The sequence below is a fragment of the Vibrio sp. SCSIO 43155 genome, from assembly GCF_023716605.1.
Classification (GTDB): Bacteria; Pseudomonadota; Gammaproteobacteria; order Enterobacterales; family Vibrionaceae; genus Vibrio; species Vibrio harveyi.
This window is the reverse complement of the sequence record NZ_CP071852.1, coordinates 1,456,628-1,476,903: the sequence shown is the minus strand read 5'-3', so window position 1 is coordinate 1,476,903 and position 20,276 is coordinate 1,456,628. Positions and strand designations below refer to the sequence as shown.

Here is a 20,276-nt window from a genome sequence, read left to right as displayed (position 1 = left end):
CTTATTGAGTATTTGTGCTCAGTCTAACCCAAACCCAAAGCGGATAAAACATTGAGATATATCAGACTATTGATGGTTATTTTAGTTCATTAATCGAGAACAATACTCAGCTCTCAACCATTTCTATATTTAATTGATATGTTGTTGGTGCCAAGTTTTAACCGGAGCTCAAACCACTGTGAACCGTTACGCCGTATTGTGCCTCGACAACAATCCAATCAGTGCCGAACAGTTTCGACTGGAGTTGTCTGCCTTTTCGAGCAAGTTTGATATTCTCTCTGTAGAATCGATAGAAGAAGCGCAGAGCGCTCTCGAATACCTCGAAGAAAGAGAACAAAAGGTTGCGCTGGTTATTGCGAGCCATCATGCACATTTTAATGGCGTTGACTTCCTCATCGGTCTCGACCGCAAGCCACACACTGAGCAAGCTCGCAAAATCCTTATTAGCTGCTCGTCCGATATTGAGGCCATTTTAACCGCCGTCAATGAAGGACGCCTCGATCACTGCTTAACCAAGCCTCTTCCGGATAAGGTCCTGTTCAATACGGCGCAAAAAGAACTGACCCAGTTCATTCTCCGTCATGATAGAGAAGACTTGCTCAACTACAGCCAAATCCTCGACCAGCATAAATTGCTGCGCGCTCACATCGAAAATCAGATGAGCAACTATCAAGCAGGATTCTTGAACGACTACCATGCCCTCTCTGATGGGGAACTCGCAGAACAAGTCATCACGGCGTTGCAACACTTCTTTGAACAAAATGACGATACCAAGGCTTGCCGCACCTACTCTCCTGAACACCTACTTACGATTGAAGGCGAGCCAAACAGTTTCTTGTGGTTTATTACCAGTGGTGAGGTAGCGCTCTACAAACGTGATGAACTTGGCATGCAACGTGAAGTGGTGCGCCATTCAAAAGGAAACATTGTCGGCGGCATGTCATTTGTCACCGGAGAGAGTTCGTTTTCAACTGCACTCACCCTAACAAAAACGGAAGTCATCAAGCTTGACAGAAATGTCTTCCGTAAGGTGATGCAAGGTGATTCTAACTTACTACCTCTGTTTACCAACTTGTTGCTACGTCATTTCAACCGACGATTGCAACGCAGTATCAACACTAAGTTGCAACTGCAAAAAACATTGGAATCATTGGAGTCCGCCCACCAGCAACTCATCGAACGCGAAAAAATGGCGATGCTGGGTCAACTTGTTGCGGGTGTCGCACACGAATTAAACAACCCCATTGCAGCTATCTTGCGAGGGGTAGAAAACCTAACTCTGACACTTGAAAACCTACTCACTCAGCTACCTAGTTACGAGGTTCAAGAAAAAGGCATTGGTTTACTGACAAGAGCTCAAAGCGCCAAACCGGCTTCGACCGCAGAACTCAGGGAGCGAGTAAAACAATTGAGTGCCAGCCTTCCCGACAGAACATTAGCAAAGAAAGTCGTTAATCTAGGGCTTGAGGGCGACCAAACTTTGGTTGCACAACTTAACCGTCAAAACGCCGACTCATTGGATTCACTTGGCACGTTAGAACAATATCATCAAGTCGGCGCATCACTTCGCTCAATCAATGTTTGCGCAGCTCGCATCGCTGATATGGTAAAAAGCTTAAAAGGCTACGCGCGCTCAGACGACGAAGGTTTACACTTTGCCAACTTACATGAAGGCATAGAAGATACGTTGGTGATCTTTGAGAACAAACTCAAGATGCATAAGGTCACAACAAACTACGCAGAACTTCCTAATACACTCTGCCAACCCATTGCTTTACAACAAGTTTGGACAAATCTGATTTCCAACGCCATTGATGCCTTTCCTGATAAAGGCGAACTCACTATTCAATCTCGCTTGGTAGAAAAAAACCAACAAAAGTATGCCGTAATTTCATTTACAGACAACGGATGTGGCATCCCCGAATCGCAACAAAAAGCCATTTTTGAACTCAACTTTACAACCAAGAAAGAAGGTAATTTCGGTTTAGGTATCGGACTGTCTATCTGCCAACAGATTATGGCAAGCCATAAAGGCTGGATAGAGGTGGAATCTGAGCTCAACCATTTCACTTGCATGACCGTCTGGTTACCTATCACTCAAGAAGGAGATGAAGTATGACTAAATATCTGATTTTATGTGTGGATGATGAAAGAGAAGTCTTAGATAGTGTCCTTCAGGATTTGATGCCATTCGAAGAAAATTTCGTTGTTGAGGGTGCGGAATCTGTCACGGAAGCAAAACAGGTGATTGAAGAAATGGCGGAGGACGGTATTCAGCTTGCCTTGATTCTGTGTGACCACATCATGCCGGAGCAAACTGGCATCAGCTTTTTAATCGAACTCAGTCAAAATGGTGACACTAAATCATCTCGCAAGCTGCTCTTAACGGGTCAAGCTGGCTTAGAAGACACCGTTGAAGCAATCAATCATGCGAGCCTCGATTACTACATCGCCAAGCCTTGGAAAGGTGAAGAGCTCAGAGACGCTATTGTTTCGCAACTGACTGCTTTTATGATAGAAAATGATGACAACTTATTATCGTGGACATCCATCCTAGACGCAGAGGCAATCCTCAACGCGATGGCACAACGACGTGCAAGCTTTGGTGAATGAGAGCTGGGATAGAAAAACAAGTCATATTCGTCATCAACATGGCGCGTTTTTTGCTGATAAAACGGCACAATGAGTCATTTGACAAAACATCGACACATTTTTGTTGGTCGTAGACCTTCGTTTTTATTATGATGTCGAACAAATCAGATTACGGTTCAAGTGGTTACTTGGATCCATGGAACTATAAGACAAGGTTTATCGTTAGTTATGCGTAAAACACTATTAGCCGCTGCCCTTTTGTTGGCATCAAGCCAAGCTCTAGCTGCGAACGACTACAACGCTCCAGCAACAATGAGCAACTTTAGCTACGACTACATGGAAGCTCGCATTGGTGCTAGCCCAGTAACGTTCGGTGCTGGTTTCAGCAAATCAATCCACCCAAATGCACACGTAATCGCGCGCATCGACTCTGAGTTTGATGGTGATTTCGATTCAGCAGCAGGTTTTGGTTTCCACTCACCACTAAACAACTGGGCTGACCTAACGGGTGCAATGCTAATGCGCGTTGTACAACCGTCAAACTCAAGCAGCACTGACGTTGGTATGGAACTTAACTTAGGCGTGCGCCAATGGCTTGGTCCTCAACTAGAAGTTGGTGGTAAAGCGGGTTACGTTTCTATCGACAACGATGACGATTGGATCGGCTCTGTTTACGCTCGTTTCCACTCTACAGAGCTATTCTCTCTGGGTGCTGAAGCGCGTATCAACGACTTCTACGGTGATCAAGTAATGTTCACTACTCGCTTTAAGTTCTAAACGCCTACTGAGCGTACTTTCTTAAAGTATGAACTAAAAAACCGAGGCATTTACCTCGGTTTTTTTGTATCTACAAACTGTCTTGTTGCAATGACTAACTCAAATGAAGTGGCCAAAAGCATCAACTTCCTTTTGTCGCTTTCAACACTCACCTTTTATGACTCGCTAACTTCATCCTAAACGAGTCAATCATCGTGAAACTAAAGCGATTTATTCACACATTGCCAGCAGTTGTTTCTTGCGTGGTTCTTGGAGCAGCTTCCAGTGAATACCATCAGTGGCGCCAGCAAACTTCCATAGAAGCTTCACATCAACATCACTACCGTATGTCACTCTTACTTTATTAAATACTTCTACTGGTCCTAGTTCCAAAAACGTTTCTACGTCATCAATACCTGCTTTTTTGACCATACGCTCTAGCGTCAACTGCATATTGGGTAGGTCACGCAAACGTCTACTGGCTGAAGACTTTTGGTATTTACGTTCCTTAATAGAACATTCAATCGATTTTTGTAACAACGCGTCTAGACCCGCAAAACCTGAGTCAAATAGATCGGTTACATCATAGTAGTTAACGGTTGCCGTCGTTTGTTTTTTGACGTGCTTATATTTTTCACAGTTTAGTTGAGTAAATTCTTCATCTAACCCGTTACCACCACGTAAATAACAACAGTCGTTACTTACTAGTGCGAACATTGCGTCGTTGCTGAATAAACCAATCCCGCCAAACATTGAACGTTTTTGGTACTCACTAAAATTGCTTACATAGTTAAAAAAAGCTTGGTCTGTCATGTCCATTGACCTCTGTAATTGGAATAAATTACCCCGATTAGCGATGTCACCAGATGAACAGCAGCTTATAGCGAATTATAAATTGTCGATATGTTGGCGATATTTTTGTGAATTGCGCTCACCAACTGTCTTAATCATACTTAACGTTGAAAAATAAGTTAGGATCTATGTCACAGTTGCCGAACTACAAATTCCACATACGTGATTAGTTTCACATTTACTCATCCTTAAGCGATGTTTTTTTGACACAGCAACTGCCAAAAATCAAACATCATGGTGATAAATGCGGCAATTGCGAACGTGAAATAGGTATTTAATTGATAAGCAACATAGTGTGGAGGTACACTGTACGAAAGCTCTCTAGCACAACGTCATAATGGAACATCTATCATTTTTTTGGCTACCAAATAATAAAGATAAGCTTATAAAAGCACTCGAATCTGAGTTCGCTCACCTAGTAGAACAATCAATTTCTACTGGGAAAATCTCCCTTCCTCCTATCCCTGATGTCGTACTTAAAATCCAGCAACTCTGCACAGAAGAAAACACCACGATTTCCGACGTCGCAAATGCGTTACTAGAAGATCCTAGTCTTGCTGCGGTTGTGGTTCGCGTCGCGAATTCCGTGATTTTTAATCGCCGTAATATTACCTGTAATGACCTGACAACAGCGGTATCTCGCTTAGGCATTTTACGAGTGAGGGATATCGTCACAGCTCAAGCAATTGAACAGTTAAAGCATTCGGTCAACCTTTCTAAAGACTGCAATAGTATATTGGTGAAAAGTGCCGCGGTTTCTCGTGAGCTAGGCGCAACCATGGTATTGGTTGTCCAAGAGTTCCGTAAGCATGAACCAGCGACATACGGTCACCTAGAGCAAGAAAAAGCGCTATTAGTAGGTTTGTTGGCGGATATTGGTCTGTTCTGTCTCATCAACGAATACCACTTATATCTTGATCGTGGTAATTACTTAGATGCAGATATTGCACTACAAATATTCCAAACGCGCTGTTCTGCGACAAGCAAATTAGTATTGGAGAAGTGGGGTTTTGACAATGATTTCCGTGAGGTTTCATCGAATGAAAAATATGAAGCATCGCGCCCAGAAGTCAGCTACCTGGATATTGCTCGTATCGCAAACCACTTATTAATGTTCCGTAACCAAGATGAACGCATTGAAGATCATGAAGTGGAATTCAATTTAACGGGTGCAGAAATCTTGTACGAGTTGAGCAATATGAGTGATACTGACTTCCATTGTGAAATTAAAGAAGTTCTAAGCGCAAGCGGTCTTTAATCTCTCAATACTTCATTTTAAGCCACGCTAAGCATCAGATAGTATTCTGAGCTGTTTATGCGTGGCTATGTATTTTGCTTACCTCATAAAGGAATCATTGAGTTTTATGTTCTCAGGGATGCTATTTATCTTTGCCCCATTGGTGGTGGGCTACTTAATTCCAATTTCTCAGGCGTCGGTACTTGAAAAAATCAACAAGTCGACCTCATACCTGATTTACGTCATTCTCTCCTTGATGGGTTTAAGCCTTGCTGCACTCGACAACCTCGGCAGCAACTTGCAAACCATCTTGCTTTACGCTGGTACTTTCTTCGTCTGTTTGGGCGCTTGTAACCTACTTGCCTTGCCGCTAGTCGATAAACTGCTTCCTTTGCAAACCGACCAAAACCAGAAAAAACTCCCACTGTCTTCTATGGCATTAGAATCAATCAAGCTTGTTGTCGTCGTTGGTGGTGGTTTGATTGCCGGTTTGATCTTGCCAATTGGTCTTTCTTGGGTGGATACGGCGAGCGAATGGATTTTATTTCTTCTACTGTTCTTTATTGGCATTCAATTGCGTAATAGCGGCTTAACCCTTAAGCAGATTCTGTTGAACAAACAAGGCATGGCGATTGCGACAGTCATTATTGCAACTTGTATGCTCGGTGGTGCAATTGCCTCAGTGATCTTGGATTTACCACTCTACCAAGCGCTGGCAATGTCTTCTGGCTTTGGTTGGTATTCGTTAGCTGGCATCTTGATGGGTGATGCATTTGGTCCCATTTTTGGCGGCGCTTCCTTCTTGATTGAATTGATGCGTGAGTTGGTCGCATTAGTTGCTATTCCATTGTTTATTCGCACCTACCCTTCAACAGCCATTGGTTACGCAGGAGCAACAGCAATGGACTTTACCCTGCCAGTCATCCAGACAACTGGGGGGGTTCGATGTGTGCCTGTCGCGATCGTAAGTGGTTTTATTTTGAGCTTATTGGTGCCTGTCATGATGCTTTTCTTTGTGTCTCTTGCTAGCTAGATCTCAGGAATATTCATTAACATCCATTACAATACGGCAAAAATTCAAATACCCACGTAACCTCAAAATGCTCAATTCAAAGAGAATTTTCTGGATTACCGCTTAGTTATCGAGCCCTTTGATTTTTAAACTCTTGGATCGGTAATCAGTGACAGGCAAGGCATAGTGCCTATTGGGGTTACAAAGGGAATTCAACCAAAAAGGAATAACAATGAAACGCTTTGTCGTTGCAGCGCTCCTCGCTACAAGCTCAACTTTTACCTTTGCTGCTGACCAGCAATGTCTTGCAAACAAATACGACGGTTATATAGACGCCTCTTTACAGTGGTATCAAGACCTTGTAGACCTAACCGTTACTCAATACCCAGATTTGAAAGAAGTAAGTCAATGGTTCTTAGAAGGTCGCCAACACCACTTTGAATTAAACCGTGAAGCGGTACATTACTTCCTGAAAAATGATCCTAGCCGTGTTGCTACAGAGCAACCTGTTGAAGCGTGGCTCAAGCTAGAACAACACGATGTGAAGCAGCTTGCAACACGCAGTGATGAGCTCGGTCAAGCTGCACAAAAAACGTTTAGTGATCGTCAATCGGCGAACCATCCAAAGAACTATGACCTACGTTCTGCATTTGCTGACTTATTGAGCCACCCAAAACAGATCGATTCTGCGCTTAATAAGTACAATCAATCAATTGCTAAGATTGAAAAGCAGAAGTGTGAATAAACCTCGCCCTAGAATTTCATTTCAGCAACATGGGTTTCAATAATTAAAACGGGACTTTGCGCCCGTTTTGGTTTAGATTGTGCCGCTCGCATTACCAAAATAACTACAAAGATTCTTTGCTATGGTTAAGGAACAAAAAACCGCTGACGTTAGCTTCGAGAGCTTGTTAAAGATCTTCACAATTCCTGAAGGTCCAGATTCTACGTTGACCAAAATCGACGAGAGTCTCTCCCAGAACTTGAACAAATTTCTTCGTGAACACATCGTGGCAGAAGAAAAGCCTTTACGTGAAATTGAGAAAGACTTTTCTTCTGCTCAGATTCCTGAGCAACCAGAGTTCGTGTCAGACCATACCGAGCACCTACTAGATACCTTGGTATCTCACTCGGTTCATACATCTGCGCCAAGCTTTATTGGTCACATGACTTCTGCCCTGCCGTATTTCTTAATGCCGCTGTCGAAGATCATGATCGCCTTGAACCAAAACTTGGTAAAGATTGAAACTTCGAAAGCATTCACACCACTTGAACGCCAAGTACTTGGTATGCTGCATCGCCTTATTTATGGTCAGGACGACAAGTTCTACCGTAAGTGGATGCACAGCGCGAAGCACTCTCTCGGTGCATTTTGTTCTGGCGGTACCATCGCGAACATTACTGCGCTTTGGGTTGCTCGCAATAAAGCACTAAGAGCAGATGGCGCATTCAAAGGCGTTGAAAAAGAAGGTCTTTTCAAAGCCATGAAACATTATGGCTATGAAGGGCTGGCAATTCTGGTTTCTGAGCGTGGGCATTACTCACTGAAGAAAGCTGCCGACGTACTTGGGCTTGGTCAAGAAGGATTAGTTGCCGTCAAAACAGACGCAAACAACCGCATTATCGTTGATGACTTGAAAGCAAAAATTGCGGAACTTGAGTCGCAAAATATCAAGCCTATTGCGGTGGTTGGTGTTGCTGGTACGACAGAAACCGGTAGCGTTGACCCGCTTCCTCAAATCGCTGAAGTGTGTGCTGAACACGATTGTCACTTCCATGTGGATGCAGCATGGGGTGGTGCGACACTGATGTCGAACAATCATCGTCACCTACTTGGTGGGGTCGAACTTGCAGACTCTGTGACGATTGACGCGCATAAACAACTCTACATCCCTATGGGTGCAGGTATGGTTCTGTTTAAAGACCCAGATGCGATGAAGTCAATCGAGCACCACGCACAATACATTTTGCGTAAGGGCTCAAAAGACCTAGGTAGCCACACCCTTGAAGGCTCTCGCTCCGGTATGGCGATGTTGGTTTACGCGGCAATGCATATCATTAGCCGACCTGGTTATGAACTGCTGATTGACCAGAGTATCGCCAAAGCGCGCTACTTCGCTGATCTTATTAACGAGCAAGAAGACTTTGAGTTAGTGTCTGAGCCTGAGCTTTGTCTGCTGACTTACCGTTATTTGCCAACCAATATGCGCGCAGCATTAGAGAAAGCACAAGGTACGCAGAAAGAGAAACTGAATGAGTTACTCAACCAACTGACTCAGTTTATCCAAAAGCGCCAGCGTGAAACAGGTAAGTCCTTTGTGTCACGTACTCGACTGAACCCAGACCAATGGCAACGCATGAACACCATTGTATTCCGTGTTGTGTTAGCGAACCCATTGACGACCAATGACATTCTAAGTGCGGTATTGGACGAGCAGCGCGAAATTGCTCAACAAGCCCCAAGCTTAATGGCAAAAATTGAAGAAACTGTCGACGACATTCTCAATTCTTAAGTGCCAATGTGAGTTACATCAAATTGAAAATTTCTTTCTTTTTGATGTAACTCAATCATCATTATTGTGCCACTAGAGCAACAAACCATCGATCCCACATCCAATTCTGTAGTTTTTACAACATTTTGTTTGAGGCTTGTCAAATTCTCACGAAATAGTAACCGTATTTGGTTTAGCCAGATTGAGGATCGGGTTTATACTGAATTTATGGCGCTGGTAGTTTTCGTTAACGCCCCTCTAGACCGAGAAGCCTTTGGGTTTCCATTCGTTAGCAGAGCCAGCGAGTTGTTCTCTATACCCTCGTGAACACTATGAATACATTAGAAAAAATTCAAAAAAATCTGGAGAATTTCAGTAAGTCAGAGCGCAAAGTTGCGGAAGTGATTATGGCGTCTCCACAAACTGCAATTCATTCAAGCATTGCAACGTTAGCTAAAATGGCTGACGTGAGTGAGCCTACTGTTAACCGTTTCTGTCGTCGTCTGGATACCAAAGGTTTCCCAGATTTTAAACTTCACCTTGCGCAAAGCCTTGCCAATGGTACGCCTTACGTTAACCGTAATGTGGAAGAAGACGATGGTCCTGATGCCTACACGCACAAGATTTTCGAATCGACAATGGCGTGTTTAGATGTCGCAAAAAATAGCCTTGATGCGATGCAAGTTAATCGTGCAGTTGATCTCCTGACTCAAGCGAAGCGCATCTCATTCTTCGGTCTAGGTGCTTCTTCTTCTGTCGCACGCGACGCTCAAAACAAGTTTATCCGCTTCAACATTCCTATTACTTGTTTTGAAGATATCGTAATGCAACGCATGAGCTGCATTAACTGTAGCGACAATGACGTTATCGTTCTGATTTCTCACACAGGTCGTACTAAGAGCCAAGTTGAGATTGCGAACCTTGCACGTGAAAACGGTGCAACCGTTATTGCAATCACAGCAAAAGACTCACCACTAGAGAAAGCGAGTTCACTGGCTATTACACTAGACGTGCCAGAAGATACCGACGTGTATATGCCAATGGCAAGTCGCGTAGTACAAATGACGGTTATCGATGTCCTAGCAACAGGCTTCACGCTGCGCCGTGGTACTGGCTTCCGTGAAAACCTAAAGCGAGTAAAAGACGCATTGAAAGACAGCCGCTACGATAAGCTAAGTCAATACTAACGAATCGACTTAGTCTGTAATAAAAAATAGAAAGGGGAGCTAAGTAGCTCCCCTTTTCGTATCTGTTCAGGTCGTATTTCTATTGATTCACATCCGATAGATCAGAGCGAGACTCCAGCACTTCTACTGAACTTACGTGATGCGAACTCTCTCCTACACACGCATCGCTACAATCACAAACTTGACGAAGAATGTACACCAACCGATCCTGCGTAAGGGGTAAGGGGTTGCCTTTGATTGCTACTGACTTCAAAGCATCATCCGCAACTTGCTCAAAAGAAGTTTGGCATACTCCAAACTTACCTAACTGAGGTAGCGCTAGCTTATCTAACACCATTTTCACCCAAAGCACGCCATCGTGCTCATTGGCATTAGTTCGGTCCGTCACTAATTGCGCTAAACGCTTATAACGACTGATCACATCACTTCGTCCTGCTTGCTTTGCCGCATTGATATTCTCTTGCATCACATGCGGAGCCAGACGTGCAGTAATCACACTATGCGGCGCATCAAGCTTGCCTCCCAATGCGGAAGCTAAACCATGCGCAGCGCCGAGCTTGGCATTTGTGATTGCCATTCCGCCTAAAAGTGCCGCAAAAGAAAGGTCTGATCTGGCTTTGTGACTGTCTTGTTTACACCCTGCAATTACTGAGCGGCTTAAGCGACGTAAACCTTCTTCACACACCATATCGGTAAGAGGATTTGGATCACCACAAACGTAGGCTTCCATAAGGTGAGTAAACGCATCCATCGCGCCACGACCAGAGGTATACTGGTCAGTACCATAGGTTAAGGTTGGATCAACAATCGCAACGTCTGCGAGCATTTCCGGGCTTCTTAAGCTTACTTTCACTTGGTCTTGCCCCGATTTAAGCACAGCATTTCTGGTTACCTCTGACCCTGTGCTTGCTGTCGTAGGAATAGCAATAAAATGAATCGGCTTGGTTTTCAAAGGAACGTTTCTTCCAACGACTTCGACGTAGTCATATACGTCACCTTGGTTAGGTATGATCGCCGCGAGCGCTTTGCCCATATCAATGACACTACCCCCTCCAATCGCGATAACCATATCAGGTTGGAATTTGCGTCCAAGCACTGCGGTTTCTTCTACCATTGTGATATTAGGTTCACCATTGATGGCAACGTGTTGATAACGCATGTTCTGCGCTTTTAGATAATTAATGATAGGTGTGGCACGTTGCGTATCTTTACCAGTCACCAGTAAAACGCTGTAGCCAAATTGATTGATTACAGACAGCGAAGATTGGAGTGCTCCCTCGCCGAAGATAATCCGTGTCGCAGTCATAAACTGAAACATACACTTCCTCCCCAAAACAACAACTCACACTAGAGTGCTATGCTTTCCACCAAAAAAAGTTGACCAAGTGCACCTTGCCGCCATTAACCCTTCAAAAAGTGTGTTTTTATGCGTCACTTCACATACTTACGTCATGTGCTTTTGCGGTTAAGAATCATTCTAAAAAGTGACTTTTCATGGCTTTAAGCTTAGTGCGTGTTTAGTTTTTATACGATAGATTTCGCCTATCGAGACAAGAGGTAAATGCTGCTTTATTTCCGTATCTGGATCGGGCATAGTTGTCTCAAGAAACGAAAGCATGTACCGACATGAAGTCTAGTTGTGCTTTCAAAAAGAATAGATTTTAGGAGAAATAAGATTATGTTCGTAGTTATCTTTGGTCGCCCAGCTTGCCCATTCTGTGTTCGCGCGAAAGAGCACGCAGAAACACTTAAAGCAAAACGTGATGACTTCAACTACCGTTACGTAGACATCCACGCTGAAGGTATTTCTAAAGCTGACCTAGAGAAAACAGTTGGTAAGCCAGTAGAAACTGTTCCTCAAATCTTCATCGACCAAACACACATTGGTGGTTGTGATGATTTTGAAGCTTACGCAAAAGAGCACCTAGGTCTATTCGACGAGTAATCCAAATTACTGAATTTTTAAAAGCCGCTATTAGCGGCTTTTTTATTGTTTATTCAATTTGTTATTCCCTTACGTCAAGTAATAGTAAAACCTAAAAAAATTCACTTATCTTTTTGCTATATTTAGTTACAATTCGCAATTCTTAATCTTTTATTTGGCACACACTTTACCGAGCCACACAGTGAACATAGACGTCGTACACCTTCTTGAACAAAACCCTATTCTTCTAATCTTCGTCGTATTAGCAATTGGTCTTGCCATTGGTAAAATTCGCTTTGGGAACCTACAGTTAGGTAACTCCATAGGCGTCCTCATTACTTCTCTTGTTATGGGTCATCTTGGTTTCTCCTTTAACGCAGAAGCCCTAACCATCGGCTTTATGCTATTTATCTACTGTGTAGGTATTGAAGCTGGTCCAAACTTTTTCGGCATATTTTTCCGCGACGGTAAACATTATTTTATTTTGAGCATGACCGTATTAGTCTCAGCGGTAGGGTTAACCTATTTCTGTAGCCATTACATGGGACTCGATTTTGGTTTATCTGCGGGTATGATGGCCGGCGCTCTTACCGCTACGCCTGTATTGGTGGGCGCACAAGATGCGTTGAATTCTGGTCTTGCAACCATCCCACGAAACATGGATTTTTCTTTGGTATTAGAAAATCTATCGGTTGGTTATGCGATGGCTTATTTGGTGGGTTTGATCAGTATGATCATGTTCGCCAAACTGTTGCCAAAACTGCAAAAGCAGAATCTATCCGATTCAGCTCAGCAAATTGCGCAAGAACGTGGATTGGGTAACTCTAGCCAACGTAAGGTCTACTTACCAATCATCCGCGCGTACCGCGTTGGTCCTGAGCTAATTGACTGGACAGATGGTAAGAACCTTCGCGAATTGGGCATTTACCGCCAAACAGGCTGCTACATAGAGCGTATTCGCCGTAATGGTATCCTTGCTCACCCAGACGGTGATGCAATCCTACAAGAAGGTGACGAAATCGCATTGGTAGGCTTCCCAGATAGCCATGCACGTCTTGATCCAAGCTTTCGCAACGGTAAAGAAGTATTCGACCGTAACTTGCTGGACCTTCGAATCGTCGAAGAAGAGATCGTGGTTAAAAGTGATGCAATTGCTGGTAAGCGCCTATCTGATTTGAATCTATCGGAATTCGGCTGTTTCTTGAACCGCGTCGTGCGTGCTCAAATTGAAATGCCAATGGACTTGGACATTGTTCTAGCCAAAGGTGATGTGCTCCAAGTAAGTGGAGAGAAGAGTCGTGTTCATGGTCTCGCTGAGAAAATCGGTTTCATCTCGATCCACAGCCAGATGGCAGACCTGCTCGCATTCTGTAGCTTCTTTATTCTAGGTATTATGTTTGGTTTGGTGACCATGACGTTTGGTCAAGTGTCATTCAGCCTAGGTAACGCAGTTGGTCTGTTGCTTTCAGGCATCACACTGGGCTTCCTACGAGCAAACCACCCTACTTTCGGTTATGTACCGCAAGGAGCATTGAATATGGTCAAAGACTTAGGTTTAATGTTCTTTATGGTTGGCATCGGCTTAAGCGCCGGTGGCAAGATGTTTGAACACTTAACTCAAGTGGGTCCACAAATCATCGGTTTGGCATTTATCGTTAGTGTTGTGCCTGTCGTGCTCGCGTACCTAGTTGGCGCTTACGTACTTAAGATGAACCGTGCTCTACTCTTTGGTGCCATCATCGGTGCTCGTACGTGTGCACCAGCAATGGACGTAGTGAACGAATACGCGAAGTCGACTATTCCTGCCCTTGGCTACGCAGGTACCTACGCGATTGCCAATATCTTAATGACTTTAGCCGGTACGATTCTGATTATTTTAAGTTAATCTCTTTGAGCGTGCTTTTCAGGTGTGTTCAAGCAGCGCTCATTATTCAGCACAGAGATTCAAGACACAAAAAAGGCGCTCAATGAGCGCCTTTTTAATACCGTTAGAAACGATTAGATTTGAGTGAAATCTGTTTCTACTGCTGGGTTAACGTCTGCTTCGTAATCCACACCGTCAACACCAAAGCCGAATAGCTTCAAGAACTCTTCTTTGTACTCAACGTAGTCAGTCAGCTCTTTTAGGTTTTCAGAGGTAATTTGTGGCCATAGATCTCGGCAGTGTTGCTGGATATCTTCACGTAGTTCCCAGTCATCCAGACGCAGACGGTTTACTTCATCTACTTCTGCTGCGCTGCCGTCTTCTTTGTAAAGACGCTGGCTGAACATACGGAAGATTTGCTCCATACAACCTTCGTGTACGCCTTCTTCACGCATTTTCTTGAACACCATCGCGATGTAAAGAGGCATGACAGGAATTGCAGAACTTGCTTGAGTCACAACAGACTTAAGTACCGCTACGTTTGCGCTACCGCCAGTTGTTGATAGTTTCTCGTTAAGTGCTGCTGCTGCGCGGTCTAGGTCCATTTTCGCTTTACCTAGAGCACCATCCCAGTAGATCGGCCAAGTAAGCTCTGTACCGATGTAGCTGTACGCCACAGTTTTGCAGCCATCTGCTAGAACGCCAGCTTCTGATAGTGCATTAATCCATAGTTCCCAGTCTTCACCGCCCATTACGGTTACTGTGTCTTGGATTTCTTGCTCAGTAGCAGGCTCTACGCTTGCTTCGATGATTACGTCTTTGTTGGTATCAACAGCAGTCGACGTGTAAGTTTCACCGATAGGCTTAAGTGCTGAACGGATCAGTTCACCCGTTTCTGGCATTTTACGTACTGGAGAAGCCAGTGAGTAAACCACCATATCCACCTGACCAAGGTCTTCTTTGATCAGATCGATTGTTTTCTGTTTTGCTTCATTTGAGAAAGCGTCGCCGTTTAGGCTTTTCGCGTACAGACCTTCTTCACGAGCTAGCTTCTCGAAAGCAGCCGCATTGTAAAAACCTGCTGTACCTGGCTTCTTCTCTGTGCCTTCTTTTTCGAAGAAAACACCAATAGTTGAAGCGCCGCCACCAAATGCCGCAGCGATACGAGAAGATAGACCGTAGCCACTTGATGCACCCACAACAAGAACGCGTTTTGGCGCGTTTTTAATTGGACCTTGCGCTTTAGTGTAAGCAATTTGTTCTTTTACGTTAGCTTCACAACCCACTGGGTGCGTAGTAGTACAGATAAATCCACGAATTCTAGGTTTGATGATCATATTCAACTTCCTTTAAAAAACGTTGCTAGGATAAAAGGTTCAGCCCTACTTCGCACCTAATTTCTGTAAAAATGCTGCGAAAATGCAAGTGGTTGGAGCACTCAACAAAAAAGCTATAGGCTCAAACACGAAAAAGCACCTCAATTGAGGTGCTTTTCTTATTTTATACGCAGTCGTATTACGCTGCCGAGTTCAAATGCGATTTTTTGCTTGGTGCATTTGTACGAACTTCTGAAAAGTCGTGGCTAAAATGGTCGACTTGAATCGCTTTATAGCGCAGTTTGTCTGCTGCCATAATTTGATCAATTTCTTGCTCAGTAAGTACGTCCGCTTCGAATGCTTGTTGCAGGCGGTCATGCAATAAACCTTTACGCGCTACCTTGCCATCTTTCGCTGCTTTCATCAGTTTGCGTTCAAGAGGCTTCACGTCGTACATCGCAAGGAACGCTCGTTCCATGAGCCCTACGCTATCATCCTCTGATTGACCGATGTAGCATAAGCTCGTCATTCGGTCACGTTGAGCTCCAGGCGTCATCATTGCCTCAGCAAGGCTCACACAGAGCTCATCGCTTGGAGCTTTGAAGTGATTACCCAATGGGAACAACAGACCTTTCAGAACGCCACCGACGTATTTCACTGGGAAGTTTGAATACGCTTCATTAAGCGACTTCGATGCGTTGTACAAACAGTGCTGAACGGCATAGTGCACAAAGTTCAAATCACCTTGTTGACGACCTTCATCTTCGTACTTCTTAAGTGCAGCGGACGCCATGTACAAGTAACTCAAACCATCACCAAGGCGTGCAGAGATCATTTCTTTACGCTTCAGATCGCCACCTAGAGTTAACATTGCAAAGTCTGCGCTCACTGCAAGTGCGCGGCTTAAGCGCGTGATGTCTTTATAGTATTGCTGCGTAGGACCGCTCATGTGCGCTTTAACAAAGCGAGAACCTGTCAATGCCGCGCCAAGAGCACCAAAAGTATTACCCATCGCATGTTTAATATGTTTGAACAACAATTCGTCAAACTCTTTTGCGCCTTCTTTTACATCTGGGTTTGCTGCTGCTTCCATTTCTTTCAAAACATATGGATGACAACGTGTCGCACCTTGACCGAAGATCATCAAGTTGCGAGTCAGGATGTTTGCACCTTCAACGGTAATCGCAACGGGAATACCCAAATAGTGCTTAGCTAGGTAATTCATTGGGCCATCTTGAATTGCACGTCCTGCATGAATATCGAAAGAATCGTTCAGGATAGTACGAGCCATTTCGGTCATGTGGTATTTGGCAATTGCGGTCACGATGCCCGGCTTCTCCTTCATATCCAGAGAAGTGGTTGTCAGCGTTCGTGTCGCTTCCAACAGGTAAGTTAAACCACCAATGCGACCCATCGCTTCTGCAACACCTTCAAACTTACCAATCGACATACCAAACTGCTTACGAACATATGCATAAGCACCGGTTGTACGCGTTGTAAGGTGACCAATCGCGGTGCCAAGTGCAGGAAGAGAGATACCACGACCAGCCGATAGACATTCCACCAACATACGCCAGCCTTTACCTGCGTATTCGGAACCACCAATCAACCATTCCATTGGAATGAATACATCATTACCGCGTGTTGGACCGTTCATGAATGCAGAGCCTAGTGGGTCGTGACGCTCACCGATCTCCACACCTTCATGATCTGCTGGGATAAGTGCACAAGTAATGCCCACGTCTTTTTTGTCGCCAAGTAGACCATCAGGATCTTGAAGCTTAAATGCCAACCCAAGAACTGTTGCTACTGGCGCTAGAGTGATATAACGCTTATTCCAGCTAACACGGATACCAAGAACTTCTTCACCTTCGTGAGTTCCGTAACACACTACGCCTTGATCTGGAATGCCACCGGCATCAGAGCCCGCTTCTGGACCTGTAAGGGCGAAACACGGAATGTCCGTACCATCTGCTAAACGCGGCAACCAATAATCTTTCTGTTCTTGAGTACCATAGTGAGACAGCAACTCACCAGGTCCCAGAGAGTTTGGAACCATCACTGATACCGCAGCACTGATACTACGTGTTGCGATGCGAGAAACGATGGTCGAGTTAGCCAGTGCTGAGAACTCACGACCGCCATACTCTTTTGAAATGATTAACGAGAAGAAACGCTCTTTGCGCAAGTATTCCCATACTTCAGGCGAAAGATCTCTGTCTTCCTTAACGATCTTTTGATCATCAAGCATTTCAAGCAATGTTTCGAGTTCATTGTCCATGAAAGCTTGTTCTTCAGAAGAAAGCGCAGGTTTTGGATAATGATGTAACGTCGTAAAGTTAGGTTTGCCTGAGAACAGCTCAGCATCCCACCATACGCTACCCGCTTCCATCGCTTCTTTTTCCGTGCTCGACAATGGAGGGAGTACTTTCTTAAACATTTTGAATGCTGGGTCACTAATCCATTTTCTTCGTAGAGAGCTCATAGTTCAGATCCTTTTGTTCACGTCACCGCTCGCGGCTTTAACTTATTTTATTATTGATTTAATTTTGTTTACTTGGCTGACATACCTGCCGACAAGTATGGAATCAGAAGATCAACGACAGACTTTGCATCGACCTCTTTTTCAAACTTACTTTCTGCAATCTCGGTTAACGCTTGGCTTGATGCCATAGTGAAAACACAAGTGCCTAGTGTGAAGTGCAATCTCCAGAACAACTGTTCTTCCGTCAATTCCGAATTTGCTTTCATGATGGAAAACATAAACAGCTTTAGCACTTCCTCATATCTTGTACTAATAAACCAACGTAAATGACCTTGGACATCGGTATATCCACGACCAATTAGCAACATAAATAACGCAGTACCATTCGGACGCACATCATTCAGTGCTCTTAGAGGCAAACGTAGCGATTCAAACACTTCATCCATGTTGTAATCATCGCGCGTGTTTAACTCGATCAAAGACGTCTTAATATTTGGCATTAGCGCTTCTAGGTATCGATCTAATACTGCCCTCACCAGCGTTTTCTTATCGCCAAAGTGGTAGTTAACCGAAGCTAGGTTGACATTCGCCTTACCAGTAATGGTTCGTAGTGATGTGTCATTGAAGCCGTATTCTGCAAATAGTCCTTCTGCTACATCGAGTATTTTTTCTTTAGTTGTACTTCTCGGGGCCATTTCAATCACTCGTATTAAACAACTGTTTGAAATATACTCCCGAAACCTGAGATTAACAAATGATTAACATCACACTTTCAAGCATTGGTCTGACCAGATAAAAGAAGTGCGAACTTAAAGGAATGAATTTAAAGCGAATATTGTTTTGTGAAAAAAAATTCTAAAAAAAATGGAACTGTTTGGAATTGTCTCGGTCTGAATTACTGTAACAACTAGGGCATTTAAAGTTTCACAGGCCGTCAAACTTGTTTCTATCTAGTTGCTACATTGCTGCTTTTTCTTATTAACTCCTATGTTTGTATCCGCCCAGACAATTTTTCGTCTGGGCTTTTTTTCGTCTGTCATTTGAGTTTGCCGCCTTCGCTTAACCTTGTATTACGTTGAACAGACTTCACCGATCCTCGGATACAAAAAAGCCCCCCTGTCGGGAGGCTTTCGTTAAATTATTCTATCTTAGCTTACGCTTTTTTCTCGCTTGCGACTTCTTCAACCGCTTTCTTTGGCAAGGAGAAGTGCAGTAGTGCGTAACCAATTACAGCAGCTGTCGTTGAGCCCATCAGGATACCTAGTCGAGCATAAGTATCAAATTCTGGACTTACATTGCCAAACGCAAGTGACGAGATGAAGATCGACATGGTGAAGCCGATACCACACAACACGGACACAGCGAAAATATGTACAAAGTTCACACCTTCTGGCAGCTTAGCCACGCCCATTTTCACTGCCGCCCAGCTAAATGTGAAGATACCAAGTGGTTTACCAACCAACAGACCCAGCGCAATACCCAGAGGCAACATTGAAGTCAGACCTGACATCGATACGCCTTCTAGTGAGATACCTGCATTTGCAAAAGCAAACAGAGGAAGAATACCGAATGCTACGTATGGGTGAAGTGCGTGCTCCATGTGTTTCAGTGGGGAGTGCTCGCCCTTCTTGCCTTTAAGTGGGATAGCGAAGCCGATAACCACACCTGCAAGTGTTGCGTGAACACCAGATTTAAGTACGGCAAACCATAGTATCGCACCGACAATCATATAAGGTGTTAGCTTGGTGACCTCTTTTGCGTTCAGCATGAACAAGACACCCGTCATGATGAAGCCGACAATCAATGCCATCGTTGATAGGTCGCCAGTGTAGAACAGCGCAATAATCACAACCACACCAAGGTCATCAATGATCGCCAACGCAAGTAGGAAAACCTTCAAGCTGATTGGAACACGTTTACCAAGAAGCGCCATGATACCCAGAGCGAACGCAATGTCTGTTGCTGCAGGAATTGCCCAGCCAGAAATCGCTTCTGCATCACCTGCGTTGAAAGCAACGTAGATAAGTGCCGGAGCTAACATACCGCCTACCGCTGCAATTGCAGGGAAGATTGCGGTTTCTTTTGATTTAAGTGCACCTTCAAGCAGCTCACGCTTTACTTCAAGACCGATTAATAGGAAGAACACAGCCATCAGGCCATCGTTGATCCAGTGAGACACTGACATACCAAATACATAAGTATGCAGCATTGCTTGATAACTTTCGCCAAGCGGTGAGTTTGCAATGGTCATAGCGATTGCTGCTGCAATCACAAGAAGGATACCGCCTGCGGATTCCATTTTGAAAAAGTCACGAATGACATCGTTCATGGTTTCGCCCTTATATTTATTATCTTAATAAACGATTAACAAAGAATGATGAGAGTGTATAGCTGCTGAAAATTTTAGAATAATCGCTTGTTTAGAGTTTAAACTTCGATTTTTCCGATGTTTCATTTACGAAACATCGTATTTTTCAACAAGAACATAATTATTTACAAGACCTGCCTATCTCCTTATAAGCTCAATCTATTCACATAGACTACTATTAAGTTAGTATA

General features: G+C 44.1%; 16 protein-coding genes. 10 read left to right on the top strand and 6 right to left on the bottom strand.

Annotated features, from left to right (window positions below):
• Positions 1-178: 178 nt before the first annotated feature.
• The 3 genes from J4N44_RS06760 to J4N44_RS06750 all read left to right on the top strand — a co-directional run bounded on the left by J4N44_RS06760 (position 179) and on the right by J4N44_RS06750 (position 3,369).
• Positions 179-2,119: an ATP-binding protein gene (locus tag J4N44_RS06760; RefSeq protein ID WP_252044993.1), complete on the top strand. Its 1,941-nt coding sequence runs from the start codon at positions 179-181 to the stop codon at positions 2,117-2,119.
• Positions 2,116-2,613, top strand: a complete 498-nt coding sequence (locus J4N44_RS06755) for a response regulator (RefSeq protein ID WP_009698122.1) — start codon at positions 2,116-2,118, stop codon at positions 2,611-2,613. Before J4N44_RS06760 ends, J4N44_RS06755 begins: the two co-directional genes overlap by 4 nt.
• Before the next feature lie 207 nt (positions 2,614-2,820).
• Positions 2,821-3,369 (top strand): hypothetical protein, encoded by a 549-nt coding sequence (locus tag J4N44_RS06750; RefSeq protein ID WP_005442235.1) that lies wholly within the window; start codon positions 2,821-2,823, stop codon positions 3,367-3,369.
• A gap of 210 nt (positions 3,370-3,579) precedes the next feature.
• Here J4N44_RS06750 and J4N44_RS06745 read toward each other — a convergent pair whose 3' ends face one another.
• Entirely contained in the window at positions 3,580-4,167 is a 588-nt protein-coding gene (locus J4N44_RS06745; protein WP_005444533.1) for a TfoX/Sxy family DNA transformation protein, read from the bottom strand.
• A 370-nt stretch (positions 4,168-4,537) separates the two neighbouring features.
• On the opposite strand from J4N44_RS06745, the gene J4N44_RS06740 reads away from it, so the two are divergent.
• From J4N44_RS06740 to J4N44_RS06720, 5 genes are all read left to right on the top strand, one after another.
• Positions 4,538-5,458 carry an HDOD domain-containing protein gene (locus J4N44_RS06740; RefSeq protein ID WP_005444535.1) on the top strand — a complete coding sequence of 307 codons (921 nt, stop codon included), beginning with the start codon at positions 4,538-4,540 and terminating at the stop codon, positions 5,456-5,458.
• Between the two features lie 106 nt (positions 5,459-5,564).
• A complete protein-coding gene (locus J4N44_RS06735; RefSeq protein ID WP_005444536.1) occupies positions 5,565-6,470 on the top strand; it encodes a LysO family transporter in 906 nt (301 codons plus the stop codon).
• A gap of 211 nt (positions 6,471-6,681) precedes the next feature.
• Positions 6,682-7,194 carry a hypothetical protein gene (locus J4N44_RS06730; RefSeq protein WP_005444538.1) on the top strand — a complete coding sequence of 171 codons (513 nt, stop codon included), beginning with the start codon at positions 6,682-6,684 and terminating at the stop codon, positions 7,192-7,194.
• 121 nt (positions 7,195-7,315) lie between these two features.
• On the top strand, positions 7,316-8,962 hold the full coding sequence (gene panP / locus J4N44_RS06725) for a pyridoxal-dependent aspartate 1-decarboxylase PanP (protein ID WP_050903952.1): 1,647 nt from the start codon (positions 7,316-7,318) through the stop codon (positions 8,960-8,962).
• Positions 8,963-9,273: 311 nt separating this feature from the next.
• Complete coding sequence (locus J4N44_RS06720) at positions 9,274-10,128, top strand: MurR/RpiR family transcriptional regulator (protein ID WP_005444542.1); 855 nt, start codon at positions 9,274-9,276, stop codon at positions 10,126-10,128.
• Positions 10,129-10,207: 79 nt separating this feature from the next.
• Here J4N44_RS06720 and J4N44_RS06715 read toward each other — a convergent pair whose 3' ends face one another.
• Positions 10,208-11,446 (bottom strand): iron-containing alcohol dehydrogenase, encoded by a 1,239-nt coding sequence (locus J4N44_RS06715; protein ID WP_009702965.1) that lies wholly within the window; start codon positions 11,444-11,446, stop codon positions 10,208-10,210.
• 360 nt (positions 11,447-11,806) lie between these two features.
• Here J4N44_RS06715 and J4N44_RS06710 point away from each other — a divergent pair, with 360 nt between their 5' ends.
• Positions 11,807-12,073, top strand: coding sequence for a GrxA family glutaredoxin (locus J4N44_RS06710; protein WP_005428550.1), 267 nt, complete (start codon positions 11,807-11,809; stop codon positions 12,071-12,073).
• A gap of 181 nt (positions 12,074-12,254) precedes the next feature.
• Positions 12,255-13,937: an aspartate:alanine antiporter gene (locus tag J4N44_RS06705; protein WP_005444545.1), complete on the top strand. Its 1,683-nt coding sequence runs from the start codon at positions 12,255-12,257 to the stop codon at positions 13,935-13,937.
• A gap of 113 nt (positions 13,938-14,050) precedes the next feature.
• Here the strand turns inward: J4N44_RS06705 and fabV are convergent, their stop codons facing one another.
• The 4 genes from fabV to nhaA form a co-directional block, all read right to left on the bottom strand.
• Positions 14,051-15,253: an enoyl-ACP reductase FabV gene (fabV, locus tag J4N44_RS06700; protein ID WP_005444550.1), complete on the bottom strand. Its 1,203-nt coding sequence runs from the start codon at positions 15,251-15,253 to the stop codon at positions 14,051-14,053.
• A 178-nt stretch (positions 15,254-15,431) separates the two neighbouring features.
• Positions 15,432-17,717 carry an acyl-CoA dehydrogenase gene (locus J4N44_RS06695; RefSeq protein WP_009698128.1) on the bottom strand — a complete coding sequence of 762 codons (2,286 nt, stop codon included), beginning with the start codon at positions 17,715-17,717 and terminating at the stop codon, positions 15,432-15,434.
• 68 nt (positions 17,718-17,785) lie between these two features.
• Positions 17,786-18,412, bottom strand: a complete 627-nt coding sequence (psrA, locus tag J4N44_RS06690; protein ID WP_005444555.1) for a TetR family transcriptional repressor PsrA — start codon at positions 18,410-18,412, stop codon at positions 17,786-17,788.
• Positions 18,413-18,870: 458 nt separating this feature from the next.
• Positions 18,871-20,046 carry a Na+/H+ antiporter NhaA gene (gene nhaA, locus J4N44_RS06685; RefSeq protein ID WP_050936306.1) on the bottom strand — a complete coding sequence of 392 codons (1,176 nt, stop codon included), beginning with the start codon at positions 20,044-20,046 and terminating at the stop codon, positions 18,871-18,873.
• Positions 20,047-20,276 lie beyond the last annotated feature (230 nt).